Consider the following 16,649-nt stretch of genomic DNA (forward strand, 5'->3'; position numbering starts at 1 on the left):
GGACGCCCGCGAGCACGCCCAGCACCAGGGTGACGACCAGCGCCGCGAGCACCTGACGCCGCCGTGCGGCGCCCGCCCTGCGCACCGCCCCGCGCCGGGCGGCCACCCTGGCGCGGCTGTCCACCCTGACGGGGCTGTCCGGACCGAGCGCCCTGGCCGCCACCGCTGCCCTGGCCGTCGCGCCGGGCACGGCTGCGGCCGCCACCGGCCTGTCCGGGCGCCTGCGCCCGGCGCCGCTGCGGCCGCTGCTGCTGCGCCACCGGCTGCGGCACCTCGACGGTGACCGCCACGCCCGACGGCTCGCGCGCCCCCGTGAGGCGGGCCAGCTCCTCGTCGCTGGACTTGATCCTGGCGGTGCGCGGGCTGATCCCGGCGTCCGCCATCAGCCGGGTCATCTCACGCCGCTGCTCGGGCAGCACCAGGGTCACGACGCTGCCGGACTCGCCCGCCCGTGCGGTGCGACCGCCGCGGTGCAGATAGTCCTTGTGGTCGACCGGCGGGTCGACGTTGACGACCAGGTCGAGGTCGTCGACGTGGATCCCTCGGGCGGCGACGTTGGTCGCGACCAGCGCGCTGACCTGACCGTTCTTGAACTGCTCCAGGGTGCGGTTGCGCTGCGGCTGCGAACGGCCGCCGTGCAGGGCCGCGGCCCGTACGCCGTTGGCCAGCAGCCGCTTGGCGAACCGGTCGGCGGAACGCTTCGTGTCGACGAAGAGGATCACCCGTCCGTCGCGGGCGGCGATACGGAGGGCGACGGCCTTCTTGTCGGTCTCGTCCGCGATGTGCAGCACATGGTGCTCCATCGTGGTGACCGCACCCGCGGACGGGTCGACGGAGTGCACCACCGGGTCGGTGAGGAACATCCGGACGAGCCGGTCGATGTTCTTGTCCAGCGTCGCCGAGAACAGCATCCGCTGACCGTCCGCCTCGACCTGCTTGAGCAGCGCCGTGACCTGCGGCATGAAGCCCATGTCGGCCATCTGGTCGGCCTCGTCCAGGACGGTGATCGCGACCCGGTCGAGGACGCAGTCGCCGCGCTCGATGAGGTCCTTCAGCCGCCCGGGCGTGGCCACGAGGACCTCGGCGCCGCGCCGGAGCGCGCCCGCCTGCTTGTTGATCGACAGGCCGCCGACAACCGTGGCGATCCGCAGCTGCACGGAGGTCGCGTACGGCGAGAGCGCGTCGGTGACCTGCTGCGCGAGCTCACGGGTGGGTACGAGGACGAGCGCGAGCGGGGCCCTCGGTTCGGCGCGCCGGCCCGCGGTACGGGCGAGCAGCGCAAGCCCGAAGGCGAGGGTCTTGCCGGAGCCGGTGCGTCCGCGGCCGAGGATGTCGCGGCCCGCGAGCGAGTTCGGCAGCGTGGCGGCCTGGATCGGGAAGGGGTCGGTGACGCCCTGCGCGTCGAGGGTCTTCAGCAGGGCGGCCGGCATGTCCAGCTCACCGAACGCGTGGACGGCCGAGAGCGCCGGGGTGATGGTTTCCGGCAGCGTGAATTCCTGTGGGGGCGTCGGCGCGGCCTTGCGGGCGGACGCTTTCCCGGAGCGCTGTGCGGGGACCCTCGCGCGGGAATTGGCAGGGCGCTTTCGTGCCGGGCGTTCGGAGCGGTTCATGCGGAATATGCCTTCCTGGGCCTGTGGACAGATGCGGCCGGGGCCCGCACCGAGCTCGGTGCGGGCCCCGGCCGCGTGCAAACGCGTCCAGCGATCAGGCCGGGACGATGTTCTCCGCCTGCGGGCCCTTCTGGCCCTGCGTGACGTCGAAGGTGACCTTCTGGCCTTCCTGAAGCTCACGGAAGCCCGAGGTGGCGATGTTGGAGTAGTGGGCGAAGACGTCGGCGCCGCCGCCGTCCTGCTCGATGAAGCCGAAGCCCTTTTCCGCGTTGAACCACTTCACGGTGCCAGTTGCCATGTCAATCTCCTAAAACAGGGGCAAGCCGGGAATTCACACTGCGTGAACTCCCCGTCGCCGCAATGACCCCCATCCGGAGAAGCCGGAAACAAAACGTGCGCCTGAGGAAGCTTCCCGTCAGGCGCACACAAAGTTCATGGGTACCAAAACTGCAACTACGTCACCGTAGCACATGCCGCTGAGCTGCTGCCGCCACCGCCCCCGCCGTCGTGTCCCGGCCCCTGCCGCCCGCACGACTGCCCGGGGGCTGCACCCTCACACCCGCTCGATGATCGTCACGTTCGCCTGGCCGCCCCCCTCGCACATCGTCTGCAGACCGAACCTCCCGCCCCTGCGCTCCAGTTCATGCAGCAGCGTGGTCATCAGCTTCGCCCCCGTCGCACCCAGCGGATGCCCCAGCGCGATCGCGCCACCGTTGACATTGACCTTGTCCGGGTCCGCGCCCGTCTCCTTGAGCCATGCCAGCACGACCGGCGCGAACGCCTCGTTGATCTCGACGAGATCCATGTCGTCGATCGTCATGCCGGTCTTCTTCAGCGCATGCGCCGTCGCGGGGACGGGCGCCGACAGCATGCGGATCGGGTCCTCGCCGCGTACCGACAGATGGTGGATCCGGGCGCGGGGGGTCAGTCCGTGCTCCGCGACGGCCCGTTCGCTCGCGATCAGCATCGCCGCCGCGCCGTCCGAGACCTGGGAGGAGCAGGCCGCCGTGATGGTGCCGCCCTCCAGGACCGGCGCCAGGGCCGCCATCTTCTCCAGGGTCGTGTCGCGGCGCGGCCCCTCGTCCCTGGTCACGGTGGCGTACGCGACGGTCTCCCGGTCGAATCGCCCTTCGTCGATCGCGCGGACCGCTCTCTGGTGCGACAGGAGCGCGAACTCCTCCATGGCGCGCCGGGTGATCCCCCATTTCGCGGCGATCAACTGGGCCCCGTGGAACTGGTTGACCGGCGCGTCCCCGTACCGGGCCCGCCAGCCCTCGCTGCCCGCGAACGGCCCCTGGGTCAGACCGAGCGGTTCGGCGGCCTGCCGGGAGGCGAAGGCGATCGGGATCTGGGTCATGTTCTGGGTGCCGCCCGCGACCACCAGGTCCTGGGTGCCGGACAGTACGCCCTGGGCCGCGAAGTGCACGGCCTGCTGAGAGGATCCGCACTGCCGGTCGATGGTCACACCGGGTACCTCTTCGGGCAGCCCGGCGGCGAGCCAGGATGTGCGCGCTATGTCGCCGGCCTGCGGACCGACGGTGTCGAGGCAGCCGAAGACGACGTCCTCGACGGCGGCCGGGTCGATCCCGGAGCGTTCGACCAGGGCGCGCAGCACGTGCGCGCCGAGGTCCGCGGGGTGGACGGCGGCGAGGCCTCCCCCTCGCCTGCCGACCGGGGTGCGTACCGCTTCGACGATGTAGGCCTCGCGCATGACGTCAACTCCCTGTCCGGCCGAGCCGGTCACGTTCGTACGGCGATCCCGTCCAGCACCATCGACAGGTACTGCCGGGCGATCTCTTCGGGGCTGTGCTGTCCGCCCGGCCGGTACCAGGACGCCGCGACCCACACCGTGTCGCGCACGAACCGGTAGGTGAGCCGGACGTCGAGGTCGGCGCGGAAGGCCCGTTCGGCGACCCCGCGCTCCAGCGTGCCGAGCCAGGCCTTCTCGAACTTCTGCTGCGAGTCGGTGAGATAGCCGAAGCGCGGCTGGGTGGCCAGATGGCGGGATTCCTTCTGGTAGATGGCGACGGCGGCGCGGTGCCGGTCGATCTCCCGGAAGGACTCGGTGACGAGGGCCTCGATGGTCTCCCGGGGTCCCAGACCGGCGGCGAGCACGGCGTCGTACCCCTCCCACAGCTCGGTGAGGAAGGAGGAGAGGATCTCGTCGAGCATCGATTCCTTGGAATCGAAGTGGTAGTAGAGGCTGCCGGCGAGCATGCCGGCCGCGTCCGCGATCCTGCGGACGGTGGTGGCGTTGTAGCCCTGGGCGGCGAACACCTCGGCGGCGGTGTCGAGGAGTTGCTTGCGCCGATCGGCCGGGGCGGCGGTCACCTGGTGCTGCTTCTTCGTGGGAGGCACACGACCATTGTGGTGCCAGGCCCGTTCAGGGCGGTCGTGCCGGGTAGGCGACGAGCGCCCGGAGCGGTCTCAGGCATGCTGGCTGCTGACGGAGAGGACCTCGCCGGTCAGGTACGAGGAGTAGTCGCCGGCGAGGAAGACGATCACGTTGGCGACCTCCCACGGCTCTGCGTACCGTCCGAAGGCCTCGCGCGCGGTCAGTTCCTCCAGCAGTTCGGCCGAGGTGACCTTCACCAGGTGCGGATGCATGGCGAGGCTGGGTGCGACGGCATTGACCCGTACGCCGTACTCGGCCGCTTCGACGGCCGCGCACCGGGTGAGCGCCATGACGCCCGCCTTGGCGGCGGCGTAGTGGGCCTGGCCGGCCTGGGCCCGCCAGCCGGCGACGGAGGAGTTGTTGACGATCACGCCGCCGTGGCCGCCCGCGCGGAAGGCGCGCAGGGCGGCACGAGTGCAGCGGAAGGTGCCGTTCAGGGTGACGTCGAGGACGCGGGACCACTGGTCGTCGGTCATGTCGGCGAGGGCCGCGGTACCGCCGAGGCCCGCGTTGTTGACGACGATGTCGAGCCCGCCGTGCTCCTGGACCGCCCTGTCGAACAGGGCCTGGACCTGCGTCTCGTCGGTGACGTCGCACGGCAGTGCGGTGACCGCGCCGGCGCCGAACTCCGCGGCGAGCGCCGCCTCGGTCTCCTTCAGCCGGCGCGCATGGGCGTCGGAGACAAGGATGCGCGCGCCCTCCTCCAGGAACCGGCGGGCGGTCGCGCCGCCGATGCCTGCGCCCGCGGCGGCGGTGATGACGGCGGTGCGGCGCGTCAGCAGGCCGTGCCCGGGTACGTACTGCGCCCTGTCGTTCCTCACATCGGCACGTTAACCTACCAAACACTTGTTAGGGAAGGATGGAGCATGGACCTCGACCTCTCCCCGGACGAGCGGGCCTTCCGCGCCGAGGCCCGCGCGTGGCTCGCCGGGCACGTCCCCGCCGAACCGCTCCCTTCCCTGGAGACCGAGGAGGGCTTCGCGGCGCACCGTGCCTGGGAGGCGCGGCTCGCGGCGGACCGCTGGTCGGTGGTCTCCTGGCCCGAGCGGTACGGCGGCCGGGGTGCGGACCTCGTGCGCTGGCTGCTGTTCGAGGAGGAGTACTACGCGGCGGGCGCACCCGGCCGGGTCGCGCAGAACGGCATCCACCTGCTCGCCCCGACCCTCTTCGACCACGGGACCGAGGAACAGCGCACACGCGTACTTCCGTCGATGGCGAGCGGTGAGGTCATCTGGGCGCAGGCCTGGTCCGAGCCCGAGGCCGGCTCGGATCTCGCCTCACTGCGCTCGCGTGCCGTGCGCACGGACGGGGGCTGGCTGCTGAACGGCCTGAAGACCTGGTCCTCGCGGGCGGCCTTCGCCGACCGCGCGTTCGGCATCTTCCGTACGGATCCCGCTGCCCCGAGGCCGCATCAGGGCCTGACGTACCTGATGTTCGACCTGTCGGCGCCCGGCGTGACGGTCCGGCCCATCGGCCGGCTCGACGGCAGGCCCGCATTCGCGGAGCTCTTCCTCGACGACGTGTTCGTGCCGGACGCGGACGTGATCGGCGAGCCCGGCGCAGGCTGGCGGATCGCGATGGCGGCAACGGGCAACGAGCGCGGGCTGACCTTGCGCTCGCCCGGCCGGTTCCTGGCCGCGGCGGACCGTCTCGTACAGCAGTGGCACGCCTCGGCCCCCGCCGCGGACACGGCGCTGCGGGACCGGGTCGCGGACGCGGTGATCGGCGCCCGTGCGTACCAGCTGTTCACCTGGGCGAGCGCGGCGCGGTGCGCGGCAGGCGGGCGCATCGGCGCGGAGTCGAGCCTGAACAAGGTCTTCTGGTCCGAGTACGACATCGCCCTGCACGAGACGGCGCTCGACCTGCTGGGTGCGGACGGGGAGTTGGCGGACGGCGCATGGTCGGAGGGGTACGTCTTCTCGCTCGCCGGTCCGCTGTACGCCGGCACGAACGAGATCCAGCGCGACATCATCGCCGAGCGGCTGCTCGGCCTGCCGAAGGGCCGCCGCTGATGCGTTTTCTGCTGACCGACGAGCAACAGGCGTTCGCCCGTTCGCTGGACACGATGCTGACGGCCGCGGACACCCCCGCGACGGCGCGCGCCTGGGCCGCCGGAGAGCCGGGACCCGGGCGCGCGGTGTGGCAGCACCTCGGCGGGGCGGGCGTGTTCGCGCTGGCCGTGCCGGAGACTTACGAGGGGTCGGGACTGCTACCCGTCGAACTCGCCGTCGCCTTCGTGGAGTTGGGTCGGCATGCGGTGGCGGGCCCGGTGGTGGAGACGGTCGCCGCGGCGGTGCTGGTCGCCGAGCTGGGCGATTCGGCCCTGGCCAAGCGGCTGCTGCCGGGCATCGCGACGGGCGAGATCGCGGTGTCGGTGCTGCTGCCCGGCTCGGAGCCGTACGCCTTGGACGCGGATGCGGCGGACTGCGTCCTGGCGGTCACCGCCCCCGCACCCCGGCCGGACGCCGGCAGCCCCGCGGGACCCGAGCTGCGCACCGCGCCCGGCCACGGGTCCGTGCGGGCCTCGGTCGATCCCGTGCGGCGGCTGAGCATTCCCCTGCCGGGAGGTGAGATCCTGGCGGCCGGAGCGGAGGTGGCCGCCGCAGCCGCTCGGGCCGGGCAGTGGGCGCGGCTCGCCACGGCGGCCCAGTCCCTCGGTGTCGGGCTGGCGCTGCTGGACCGTACCGTCGCGTACGTCAAGCAGCGCACCCAGTTCGGTGCCGCCATCGGCTCCTTCCAGGCGGTCAAGCACCGGCTCGCGGACACGCTGATCGCCCTCGAGTTCGCCCGGCCCCTGCTGTTCGGGGCTGCGCTGTCCATGGACGGGGCCGATGTCGCCGCCGCCAAGGTGGCGGCGGGCGAGGCCGCGTACACGGCCGCCCGCACCGCACTCCAACTGCACGGCGCCGCCGGATACACCGAGGAACTCGATCTGTCCCTGTGGCTGCGCAAGGCACGGCCGCTGCGGGACGCCTGGGGCACGCCGGCGCAATGCCGGGCCGCCGTGCTGGCCTGACCGGCTGCTCAGTCGTCGCCGGCCGCTCGGTCGTCGCCGCGCGGCGGGCTGTCGTCGTTGCCGCGCCGCATGGTCCGCAACCTCCGGCCCGGACGCCAGATCTGTACGACGAGTTCGTCGCCGTCGACCCTGGTCCGCACCACCTCGGCGAGCTCCGCCCGGAACAGATGGAACGGCTGCGGCTCGCCCGCCTCCTGCGTGAACGCCGCCTTCGCCCGCGGGTCGGTCACCTCGACCGCCCGCCCGGAGACACGGACGTCCCCGCCGTCCATGGAGGTGCCGCTGCCGGGGTTCGCCTGGACGGCGAACCTCGGGTCGCGGCGGAGGTCCTGCGCCTTGCGGGAGTTCGGCATCATGCCGAGCCAGCTCGCCGTGGCTGAACTTCACCTCCAGCCCGGACATCCGAGGCGAACCGTCCTTGCGGAGCGTCGCGAGGACGTGGTGCGTGTGCTTTTCGAAGCGCTGCTGTGCGGTCGCGGCGTAGTCCGGTTCCGCGGCCCGGAAGTCTGCCCAACGGGAGGTCATGACCCCATGGAAGCGCGGATACCCGACATCTTCTGTCGTGTTCGGCACGCGTGTCCCGACCGGACGCCACGGCGGCACGCCGGTGCTCGGGCAGGCACCCTCACGCATGCACCCTGAGCGTGACAACCGCCGCGTGTCCGTCCGTACGCAGCACTCCGGGCGAGCGGTCCAGGACCGCCGCGTCGTACGGGTCGAGTGTCACGGGCTCATCGGCGCCGAGCAGTGTGGTGCCGTCCAGTGCGACGACCACCACGGCCGCGTCCGCCGGGACGGGGAGCAGCAGGGCGCCCCGTACCACCGAGGTCAGCGCCGTGACGCGCCCTCTGCGGTACATCACGTTGAGATTGACGACGGGGCCTTCGAGGAGCCGTCCCGCGGTCGCGACGTCGCCGGGGAAGTCGTGCGGCGCACAGCGCTCGCCGACGCGCAGGTACTCACCGCCGACGGTGAGGTCCATACCGGCGCCCTCGACCACGGTCAGGGTCCGGTCCACGTCCGGGAACGCGGAGAACGGGCCGTCCGCACGCACGTCCGCGAGGCTGATCCGCCAGTCGAAGTCGTCCATCGGCGCGCCTGCGGGTGACACGGCGATCTCCCGGGTCACCCCGCCGCCGTTCTTCCACGGCACGGCCGTACGGCCTGCCGCCCGCAGGATCCTCATCGCACGATGCCCTGTGCCCTCGCCGCCGCCAGCCACTGCGGGAACTCGCCGACCAGCCGGTCGTACAGCTCCGTGTCGGGGACCTGGCGCGGGTCGAGCCCGGCGTGGAAGAAGCCGGCGTTGTCGATGGGCCGTTTGGCCGGTACGGCGAGTTCGTCGAGCCTGTGCAGGAAGTCGAACTGCGAACTGCGCTTGTTGCCGAAGCCGACGAACTGCCAGAACAACGGCAGACGCGCGGCCTTGCACAGATAGCGCTCCGCGGCGTGCTTGCTGATCGGGCCGCCGTCCGTCTGGAAGACGACGAGCGCGGGGGCCGTGGAGCCGCTGTCGAGGTAGTGGTCTATGACCGCGTCCATGGCCAGGTGGTAGCTGGTCTTGCCCATGTGGCCGAGGCCCGCGACGATCTCGTCGACCCGGCCCCGGTGGTTCTCCAGGGCGATGTCGGTCACGGCGTCGATGTCGGTGGAGAAGAAGACCACGGGCACCGAGCCGTCGTCGTCGAGATTGGCCGAGAGGCCCAGCACCCGGTCGGCGAGCCCCTGGACACTGCCGTCCTTGTAGTAGTCCTTCATGGAGCCCGAGTAGTCGAGCACCAGATAGACGGCTGCACGCTGCCCGTGCAGGCCGTGCTTCTGGAGGGACACGCCGGCGCTCTTGTAGAGACTGACCAGGGCCGGTGCCCGCTCCTCGACCTTGCGGAGGCTGATGGCCGGTCCGGGGATGCTGGCAGTGGCCATGCGGGGCTCCGTTTCCTCACGTTCCTCACGCCGAAAGGCGACTCAGCGTACCCCCGAGTGGGCGGGGAACCCGCCGGGTTCCGTCTCACCGCATGGCGCCGCGCCTGCCCCGCGGCGGAACGGCAACGCGGCGCCTGCCCATGTCCGGTCGGGGACGTGGCAGGCGCCGCGTTCGTGTCCGCACGCCGTTGTACGAGACGTTCTGTTCGCGCCGCGGTCAGACCGTCAGCGCGCGGTCCGTCGGGCGGATCGGGGCCGGGAGCGCGCTCGTCCCCGTCAGGAAACGGTCCACGCCACGGGCCGCCGAGCGGCCCTCGGCGATCGCCCAGACGATCAGGGACTGGCCGCGGCCCGCGTCGCCGGCCACGAAGACGCCGGCCACGTTGGTGGCGAAGTCGGCGTCCCGTGCGACGTTGCCGCGTTCGTCCAGCTCCAGGCCGAACTGCTGGACCAGACCGTTCTCCTGGTCCGTACCGGTGAAGCCCATCGCCAGCGTCACCAGCTGCGCCGGGATCCGGCGCTCCGTGCCCGCCTTCTGCTCCAGCTTGCCGTCCTTGAACTCCACCTCGATGAGGTGCAGCGCCTGGACGTTGCCGTCCTCGTCGCCCTCGAAGTGGGTGGTGGAGACGGAGTAGACCCGCTCGCCGCCCTCCTCGTGCGCCGAGGTGACCTTGTAGAGCATCGGGAACGTCGGCCAGGGCTGGTTGGTGCTGCGCTCCTCACCGGGCCGCGGCATGATCTCCAGCTGGGTGACGGAGGCCGCGCCCTGGCGGTGGGCGGTGCCCACGCAGTCCGCGCCGGTGTCGCCACCGCCGATGACGACGACGTGCTTGCCCTCGGCGGTGATCGGCGGGGCCACGAAGTCGCCCTCGACGACCTTGTTGGCGAGCGGCAGGTACTCCATCGCGAAGTGGATGCCGTTCAGCTCACGGCCCGGGACCGGCAGATCACGCGAGACGGTGGCACCCGCGGCGATGACCACCGCGTCGTAGCGCCGGCGCAGCGCGTCGGCCGGCATGTCTCGGCCGATCTCCACCTCGGTACGGAACTTGGTGCCCTCCGCGCGCATCTGCTCGATACGGCGGTTGATGTGCACCTTCTCCATCTTGAACTCGGGGATGCCGTACCGCAGCAGCCCGCCGATGCGGTCGGCCCGCTCGTACACGACGGTGGTGTGGCCGGCCCGGGTCAGCTGCTGGGCGGCGGCCAGGCCCGCCGGGCCCGAGCCGATGACCGCGACGGTCTTGCCGGACAGGCGCTCCGGCGCCTGCGGCCTGACGTCACCCGTGTCCCACGCCTTGTCGATGATGGAGACTTCGACGTTCTTGATGGTGACGGCCGGCTGGTTGATGCCGAGCACGCACGCCGCCTCGCACGGAGCGGGGCACAGCCGCCCGGTGAACTCCGGGAAGTTGTTCGTCGCGTGCAGGCGCTCGCTCGCCGCCGCCCAGTCCCCGCGGTAGGCGTAGTCGTTCCACTCGGGGATCAGGTTCCCGAGCGGGCAGCCGTTGTGGCAGAACGGGATGCCGCAGTCCATGCAGCGGCCGGCCTGCTTGCTGATGATCGGCAGCAGCGAGCCGCGGACGTACACCTCGTTCCAGTCCCTGACGCGCTCGCCGACGGGACGGGTCTCGGCGACCTCGCGCCCGGTGGTCAGGAAGCCCTTGGGGTCAGCCATTGGTCGCCGCCTCCATCATCTTCTCGGTGGTCTCCTGCTCGGAGAGACCGGCGAGCTCAGCGGCGTCCTTGGCGGCGAGCACTGCCTTGTACGTGGTCGGGATGATCTTGCTGAAGCGGTCCACGTTCACGGACCAGTCGGCGAGGAGCCTCGCAGCGACGGTCGAGCCGGTCTCCTCCTGGTGGCGGCGCACGACATCGTGCAGCCACTGCTTGTCGGCGTCGGACAGGGTCTCGATCGCCTCCAGGTTCCCGGCGTTGACGTTGTCCGGGTCGAGGTCGACGACGTAGGCGACACCACCGGACATGCCGGCCGCGAAGTTGCGTCCGGTCTCGCCGAGCACGACCGCGTGTCCGCCGGTCATGTACTCGCAGCCGTGGTCGCCCACACCCTCGGAGACCACCAGCGCGCCGGAGTTGCGGACGCAGAACCGCTCGCCGGTGCGGCCCCGCAGGAACATCTCGCCGCCGGTCGCACCGTAGGCGATGGTGTTGCCCGCGATGGTCGAGTACTCGGCGAGGTGGTCGGCGCCGCGGTCCGGGCGGACCACGATCCGGCCGCCCGACAGCCCCTTGCCGACGTAGTCGTTGGCGTCGCCCTCCAGACGCAGCGTGACGCCGCGCGGCACGAACGCGCCGAAGGACTGGCCGGCCGAGCCGGTGAAGATGATGTCGATGGTGTCGTCCGGCAGACCCGCACCGCCGAACCGCTTGGTGACCTCGTGTCCGAGCATCGTGCCGACGGTCCGGTTGATGTTGCGGATCGCGACCTGGCCGCGCACCGGCTGGGCGTCCTCGGCCGTCGCCGCGTTCAGCGCCTCGGCAGCCAGCTCGATCAGCTCGTTGTCGAGAGCCTTCTCCAGACCGTGGTCCTGCTCGACGATCTGGTGGCGCACCGCGCCGTCGGGCAGCTCGGGGACGTGGAAGAGCGGCTCCAGGTCGAGCCCCTGCGCCTTCCAGTGCTTCACGGCCTGCGCGGTGTCCAGCAGCTCGGCGTGGCCGACGGCCTCCTCGACGCTGCGGAAGCCCAGCTCCGCGAGGATCTCGCGGACCTCCTCGGCGATGAACTCGAAGAAGTTGACGACGAATTCCGCCTTGCCGGCGAACCGCTCGCGCAGCACCGGGTTCTGAGTGGCGATACCGACCGGGCAGGTGTCCAGGTGGCAGACGCGCATCATGACGCAGCCGGAGACGACGAGCGGCGCGGTCGCGAAACCGAACTCCTCGGCGCCGAGCAGCGCGGCGATGACGACGTCGCGCCCGGTCTTCAGCTGACCGTCGGTCTGCACGACGATGCGGTCGCGCAGGCCGTTGAGCAGCAGCGTCTGCTGGGTCTCGGCGAGGCCGAGCTCCCAGGGGCCGCCGGCGTGCTTCAGCGAGGTGAGCGGCGAGGCACCGGTACCGCCGTCGTGGCCGGAGATGAGGACGACGTCCGCGTGCGCCTTGGAGACACCCGCGGCAACCGTGCCGACACCGACCTCGGAGACCAGCTTCACGTGGATACGCGCGGCCGGGTTGGCGTTCTTGAGGTCGTGGATCAGCTGAGCCAGGTCCTCGATGGAGTAGATGTCGTGGTGCGGCGGCGGGGAGATCAGACCGACACCCGGGGTGGAGTGCCGGGTCTTGGCGACCCACGGGTAGACCTTGTGGCCGGGCAGCTGGCCGCCCTCGCCGGGCTTGGCGCCCTGGGCCATCTTGATCTGGATGTCGTCCGCGTTGACCAGGTACTCGCTCGTCACACCGAAGCGGCCGGAGGCGACCTGCTTGATGGAGGAGCGGCGCTCGGGGTCGTACAGGCGCTCCGGGTCCTCGCCGCCCTCACCGGTGTTGGACTTGCCGCCCAGCTGGTTCATGGCGATGGCGAGGGTCTCGTGCGCCTCGCGCGAGATCGAGCCGTACGACATGGCGCCGGTGGAGAAGCGCTTGACGATCTCGGAGACCGGCTCGACCTCGTCGATCGAGATGGGCTCGCGGCCGCTCGTGAAGCCGAACAGGCCGCGCAGCGTCATCAGACGCTCGGACTGCTCGTTCACCCGGTCCGTGTACTTCTTGAAGATGTCGTAGCGGCGGTTGCGGGTGGCGTGCTGCAGCCGGAAGACCGTCTCCGGGTCGAACAGGTGCGGCTCGCCCTCACGGCGCCACTGGTACTCGCCGCCGATGTCCAGCGCGCGGTGCGCCGAGGCGATGCCGGAGGCCGGGTAGCCCTTGGCGTGCCGGGCGGCGACCTCCTTGGCGACGACCTCGAGACCGGCGCCGCCGATCTTGGAGGCGGTGCCGTTGAAGTACTTCTCGACGAAGCCCTCGTCGAGACCGACGGCCTCGAAGACCTGCGCGCCGCGGTAGGAGGCGACGGTCGAGATGCCCATCTTGGACATGACCTTCAGCACCCCCTTGCCGAGGGCGTAGATGAGGTTGCGGATGGCGTGCTCGGGCTCCAGGCCCTCGATGAAGGTGCCGGCGCGGACCAGGTCCTCGACCGACTCCATCGCCAGGTACGGGTTGACGGCGGCGGCGCCGTAGCCGATGAGCAGCGCGACGTGGTGCACCTCACGGACGTCACCGGCCTCGACCAGCAGGCCCACCTGGGTGCGCTGCTTGGTGCGGATGAGGTGGTGGTGCACGGCGGAGGTGAGCAGCAGCGACGGGATCGGCGCGTGCTCGGCGTCCGAGTGCCGGTCGGAGAGCACGATGAGGCGGGCGCCGTCCTCGATGGCGGCGTCGGCCTCGGCGCAGATCTCCTCGATACGGGCGGCCAGCGCGTCGCCGCCGCCGGAGACCCGGTACAGGCCGGAGAGCGTCGCGGCGGTCATGCCGGGCATGTCGCCGTCGGCGTTGATGTGGATGAGCTTGGCCAGCTCGTCGTTGTCGATCACCGGGAAGGGCAGCGTGACGCTGCGGCAGGACGCCGCGGTCGGCTCCAGGAGGTTGCCCTGGGGGCCCAGCGAGGAGAGCAGCGAGGTGACGAGCTCCTCGCGGATGGCGTCCAGCGGCGGGTTGGTGACCTGCGCGAACAGCTGGGTGAAGTAGTCGAACAGCAGCCGGGGGCGCTCGGACAGGGCCGCGATCGGGGAGTCCGTGCCCATGGAGCCCAGCGGCTCGCCGCCGGTACGGGCCATCGGCGCCAGGATCACGCGCAGCTCCTCCTCGGTGTAACCGAAGGTCTGCTGGCGACGGGTGACCGAGGCGTGGGTGTGGACGATGTGCTCGCGCTCGGGGAGGTCCTCGAGCTCGATCTCGCCGGTCTCCAGCCAGTCCGCGTAGGGGTGCTCCGCGGCGAGGGCCGACTTGATCTCGTCGTCCTCGATGATGCGGTGCTCGGCGGTGTCGACGAGGAACATCTTTCCGGGCTGGAGGCGGCCCTTGCGGACGACCTTCGCCGGGTCGATGTCGAGGACGCCGACCTCGGAGGACAGGACGACGAGTCCGTCGTCGGTGACCCAGTAGCGGCCGGGGCGCAGACCGTTGCGGTCGAGGACCGCGCCGACCTGGGTGCCGTCGGTGAAGGTGACGCAGGCCGGTCCGTCCCAGGGCTCCATCATCGTGGAGTGGTACTTGTAGAACGCGCGGCGGGCCGGGTCCATGGAGTCGTGGTTCTCCCACGCCTCGGGGACCATCATCAGGACCGAGTGCGGCAGCGAACGGCCTCCGAGGTGGAGCAGCTCCAGGACCTCGTCGAAGGAGGCGGAGTCGGAGGCGTCCGGCGTACAGACCGGGAAGATCCGGTCCAGCGTCTCGCCCCCGAAGAGGTCGGACACGAGCTGGGACTCGCGGGCGCGCATCCAGTTGCGGTTGCCCTTGACCGTGTTGATCTCACCGTTGTGCGCGACGAAGCGGTACGGGTGGGCCAGCGGCCAGCTCGGGAAGGTGTTCGTGGAGAACCGGGAGTGGACCAGGGCGACGGTGGTGGCGCAGCGCCGGTCGGACAGGTCCGGGAAGAAGGGCTCCAGCTGGCCGGTGGTCAGCATGCCCTTGTAGACGATCGTGCGGGCGGAGAGCGAGGGGAAGTACACCCCGGCCTCGCGCTCGGCGCGCTTGCGCAGCACGAACGCCTTGCGGTCGAGCGCGATGCCCGTGTTCTCACCGTCCGCGACGAAGAGCTGACGGAAGGCGGGCATGGTGGCGCGCGCGCCGCTGCCGAGCAGGTCGGGGGTGACCGGGACCTCACGCCAGCCGAGGACGTCGAGGCCCTCCTCGCCGGCGATCGTCTCGATCCGTGAGACGGCGGCCGTGGTCGCGTCGTCCCCTTCGGCGGGGAGGAAGGCGATACCGACGGCGTACGAACCGGCCTCGGGAAGCTCGAAAGCGGTGACCTCACGGAGGAACGCGTCCGGGACCTGCATCAGGATGCCCGCACCGTCGCCGGAGTCCGGCTCGGAGCCGGTGGCGCCGCGGTGCTCCAGATTGCGCAGTACGGTCAACGCCTGCTCGACCAGCTCATGGCTGGCAACACCGGTGAGGGTGGCCACGAACCCGACGCCACATGCGTCGTGTTCGTTACGGGGGTCGTACATCCCCTGCGGTGCGGGGCGACCGTCCATGGGCGACCAGGCGTCGGAACGCATCGGCTCTCCCGTCGTCGTCGTGGCATGTAGCAGTGCCGAGGGACGACGTTGGCCCTCTGCGAAATTTCGTGCAGGTTACATGATGGAGTGCTTCTCGGAAAGTGGATAGGCCGTTCCAACATGCGGACACCGCGAGGCGGTGGGAGGGGGTCACCGCCGGACAGATCGATGTCCGGTGGACCATCGCAGACAGGCTTCGTTGCCCACAGCGTCTACGGCTCATGCCCGGTGGTGAGGGAATCGAAACAGCCGGGTAACGGCTACTTATGTTGCTCCCTGCATAGTGTCTCACCCCAGGCCTGATCCGCGGAGGGGATGTACGTCACAGGGTCGGCCACGCGGGCCATGAACGCCAGCCCATCAGGCACTGAGCAGGTGCCGGAGCGGCAACCGGCCGCGGTTCCCGGCGAGCGGCGGCCCCTCGCGTGACGCCTCCGCCCGGGCCGCGGACCTCGAACAGCGGCGGGGCACACACACGCCTCGACCGGGGTGGGGCGTACCTGCCGGGGCGCATCACCCGGGGCGTCGGCCGGGCAAGCGGGCTGCCGCCCCGGCGGGACACGCCCGCCCGGCCGGGGCACACGTACGCAAGCGCGCGGCCCCGGGCGCAGCCGGACGAGGGGCGCAGCCCGGGTCGGACCGCGGCAGGGGCGCCGCCCAGGTCAGACGGCGGCGCCGATGAGCATCCCCAGGCCGTAGGTGAACGCCGCCGCCGCGCCGCCCAGGACCAGCTGCCGCAGCCCGCTGAACCACCAGTTGCGTGCCGTCACCTGGGCCACCAGCGCACCGCAGGCGAACAGCCCCGTCAGCGCGAGCAGCACGGCCGGCCACAGCGCGCTCGCGCCGAGCAGATACGGCAGCACCGGCAGCAGCGCACCCAGGGCGAACGATCCGAACGACGAGACCGCAGCGACGGCCGGCGAGGGCAGGTCGTCCGGGTCGATGCCGAGCTCCTCGCGGGCGTGGATCTCCAGCGCCTGCTCGGGGTCCCTGGAGAGCTGCATCGCCACCTCACGGGCGAGCTGGGGCTCGACGCCACGCGCCACGTACAGCGCGGCGAGCTCCTCCATCTCGTCGACCGGGTGCCCCAGCAACTGGCGGCGCTCCACCTCCAGTTCGGCCTGGACCAGCTCGCGCTGGGAGGCGACGGAGGTGTACTCGCCCGCGGCCATGGAGAACGCGCCGGCCGCGAGGCCGGCCAACCCCGTGACGACGATGGTCTGCTGGGAGACCGCGCCGCCCGCGACACCGGTCATCAGGGCCAGGTTGGAAACGAGCCCGTCCATCGCTCCGAACACTGCCGGACGCAGCCACCCGCCGTTGACATCACGGTGGGTGTGGTTGTCGCGGTGTGCAACGTGAAGTGTGGCTTCGGTTTCGATGACGGACACAGCTCTCCCCTTCTCCGGCAGCGGCCCTGCCTGCGCCGCTCCCCCTCTACACCCTCGAAACTACGCACGACGTAA

General features: G+C 71.2%; 12 protein-coding genes and 1 pseudogene. 2 read left to right on the forward strand and 11 right to left on the reverse strand.

What is annotated here, in order from left to right; translation table 11 throughout:
* The 5 genes from ABZ208_RS09035 to ABZ208_RS09055 all read right to left on the reverse strand — a co-directional run.
* Positions 1-1,610: DEAD/DEAH box helicase (locus ABZ208_RS09035; protein WP_356908858.1), on the reverse strand; the 1,610-nt coding region annotated here is incomplete at its 3' end.
* 94 nt (positions 1,611-1,704) lie between these two features.
* Positions 1,705-1,908 (reverse strand): cold-shock protein, encoded by a 204-nt coding sequence (locus ABZ208_RS09040; RefSeq protein ID WP_020871138.1) that lies wholly within the window; start codon positions 1,906-1,908, stop codon positions 1,705-1,707.
* Positions 1,909-2,163: 255 nt separating this feature from the next.
* A complete protein-coding gene (locus tag ABZ208_RS09045) occupies positions 2,164-3,321 on the reverse strand; it encodes an acetyl-CoA C-acetyltransferase (RefSeq protein ID WP_356908859.1) in 1,158 nt (385 codons plus the stop codon).
* Between the two features lie 29 nt (positions 3,322-3,350).
* Positions 3,351-3,968, reverse strand: coding sequence for a TetR/AcrR family transcriptional regulator (locus ABZ208_RS09050; protein WP_356908860.1), 618 nt, complete (start codon positions 3,966-3,968; stop codon positions 3,351-3,353).
* 69 nt (positions 3,969-4,037) lie between these two features.
* On the reverse strand, positions 4,038-4,826 hold the full coding sequence (locus ABZ208_RS09055) for an SDR family oxidoreductase (RefSeq protein ID WP_356908861.1): 789 nt from the start codon (positions 4,824-4,826) through the stop codon (positions 4,038-4,040).
* A 45-nt stretch (positions 4,827-4,871) separates the two neighbouring features.
* Between ABZ208_RS09055 and ABZ208_RS09060 the strand changes: the two genes are divergently transcribed.
* Both ABZ208_RS09060 and ABZ208_RS09065 read left to right on the forward strand, forming a co-directional pair.
* Positions 4,872-6,017, forward strand: a complete 1,146-nt coding sequence (locus ABZ208_RS09060) for an acyl-CoA dehydrogenase family protein (protein ID WP_356908862.1) — start codon at positions 4,872-4,874, stop codon at positions 6,015-6,017.
* Entirely contained in the window at positions 6,017-7,021 is a 1,005-nt protein-coding gene (locus ABZ208_RS09065; RefSeq protein ID WP_356908863.1) for an acyl-CoA dehydrogenase family protein, read from the forward strand. Before ABZ208_RS09060 ends, ABZ208_RS09065 begins: the two co-directional genes overlap by 1 nt.
* An 8-nt stretch (positions 7,022-7,029) precedes the next feature.
* On the opposite strand, the pseudogene ABZ208_RS09070 reads toward ABZ208_RS09065, so the two are convergent.
* The 6 genes and pseudogenes from ABZ208_RS09070 to ABZ208_RS09095 form a co-directional block, all read right to left on the reverse strand.
* Positions 7,030-7,546, reverse strand: a pseudogene (locus ABZ208_RS09070) (pyridoxamine 5'-phosphate oxidase family protein).
* A gap of 100 nt (positions 7,547-7,646) precedes the next feature.
* Positions 7,647-8,207 carry a HutD family protein gene (locus ABZ208_RS09075; RefSeq protein WP_356908864.1) on the reverse strand — a complete coding sequence of 187 codons (561 nt, stop codon included), beginning with the start codon at positions 8,205-8,207 and terminating at the stop codon, positions 7,647-7,649.
* Entirely contained in the window at positions 8,204-8,944 is a 741-nt protein-coding gene (locus tag ABZ208_RS09080; protein ID WP_356908865.1) for a VWA domain-containing protein, read from the reverse strand. Before ABZ208_RS09080 ends, ABZ208_RS09075 begins: the two co-directional genes overlap by 4 nt.
* A 217-nt stretch (positions 8,945-9,161) precedes the next feature.
* Complete coding sequence (locus ABZ208_RS09085; protein ID WP_356908866.1) at positions 9,162-10,622, reverse strand: glutamate synthase subunit beta; 1,461 nt, start codon at positions 10,620-10,622, stop codon at positions 9,162-9,164.
* On the reverse strand, positions 10,615-15,183 hold the full coding sequence (gltB, locus tag ABZ208_RS09090) for a glutamate synthase large subunit (RefSeq protein ID WP_356908867.1): 4,569 nt from the start codon (positions 15,181-15,183) through the stop codon (positions 10,615-10,617). The genes ABZ208_RS09085 and gltB overlap by 8 nt, the downstream gene beginning before the upstream one ends.
* A 662-nt stretch (positions 15,184-15,845) precedes the next feature.
* Entirely contained in the window at positions 15,846-16,574 is a 729-nt protein-coding gene (locus ABZ208_RS09095) for a VIT1/CCC1 transporter family protein (protein ID WP_356908868.1), read from the reverse strand.
* Positions 16,575-16,649 lie beyond the last annotated feature (75 nt).

This window comes from Streptomyces sp. NPDC006208 (assembly GCF_040613775.1).
Lineage (GTDB): Bacteria > Actinomycetota > Actinomycetes > Streptomycetales > Streptomycetaceae > Streptomyces.